General features: G+C 56.7%; 2 protein-coding genes. Both read left to right on the top strand.

The window, feature by feature from the left end; translation table 11 throughout:
* Nucleotides 1-333, top strand: a 333-nt coding sequence (locus tag ACTIKR_RS18875) for a thiamine pyrophosphate-dependent enzyme (RefSeq protein ID WP_442328680.1), incomplete at its 5' end; no start/stop codon positions are given.
* Nucleotides 334-361: 28 nt separating this feature from the next.
* A partial coding sequence (locus ACTIKR_RS18870) for a phosphate acyltransferase (protein WP_442328679.1) occupies nt 362-1089 on the top strand: 728 nt, incomplete at its 3' end.

The following is a 1089-nucleotide window of genomic DNA, read 5'->3' as shown; positions in this document are numbered from 1 at the left end:
GACATTCCGGTCACCGCAGTGGTCTTCCATAACCGTCAGTGGGGTGCAGAGAAGAAAAACCAGGTGGATTTCTATAACCGCCGCTTTGTTGCCGGCGAACTGGATAACCAGAGCTTTGCGGAAATCGCGCAAGCCATGGGTGCTACCGGTTTCGTGGTCGACAAACTGGAAGATGTAGGTCCGACCCTGAAAAAAGCCGTGGACATGCAGATGAACGAAGGCAAAACCTGCGTTATTGAAATCATGTGCACCCGCGAACTTGGGGATCCGTTCCGCCGCGATGCGTTGTCCAAACCTGTACGGTTCCTGGACAAATACAAAGACTACGTCTAATCCACTAGCGCAACCTGAGGAGCACATCATGGGCGTTTTGCAACGCATCGTCGAAACGGCGAAAGCCGACCCGAAACGCATCGTGCTGTGCGAAGCCCAGGATCCGCGCGTGCTTGAAGCAGCAATACGGGCACAGCGGGACCGTATTGCTGATGTCATAATGGTGGGCGATCCGGTGCAAACCGCCGCGATCGCCAGCCAGCATGGCCTGGATATCTCGGGCATGACCATTACCGACCCAGCGACCAGCCAAGCGCGTGAACATTATGCTCAACAGCTGTACCGCTTGCGCGAGAAAAAAGGCATGACACTGCAACAGGCACAGCAAGCCATTGCACAACCGCTGTGCTTTGCCAATCTCATGCTGCAGATGGGTGACGCCGACGGCTCGGTCGCCGGTGCCGTTCACACGACAGCAGATGTGGTTCGCACTGCACTTCAGGTGGTGGGCGCCAGCGCCTCTGCCGGCAGCATCGTGTCCAGTTTCTTTCTGATGATTTTTGAACACGAGCACCACCCAACCAAGGGTGGCATGATTTTTTCCGATTGCGGCCTGGTCATCGATCCGGATGCACAACAACTGGCACGTATTGCCCTTGACTCGGCAAAAAGCGCAAGCGCGCTGCTGGGCGAGGCGCCACGCATTGCCATGTTATCGTTCTCGACCCTGGGAAGTGCGCAACATGTCAACGTGACCAAGGTCCAGCACGCCACCAGTCTGGTCAGACAGGCGCAGCCGGATCTTCTGATCGACGG

Origin of the sequence: Advenella sp., assembly GCF_052108595.1 — a bacterium.
GTDB lineage: Bacteria > Pseudomonadota > Gammaproteobacteria > Burkholderiales > Burkholderiaceae_B > Advenella.
Note: the sequence above shows the minus strand (reverse complement) of the source record. Positions and strands in the feature narration are given on the sequence as shown.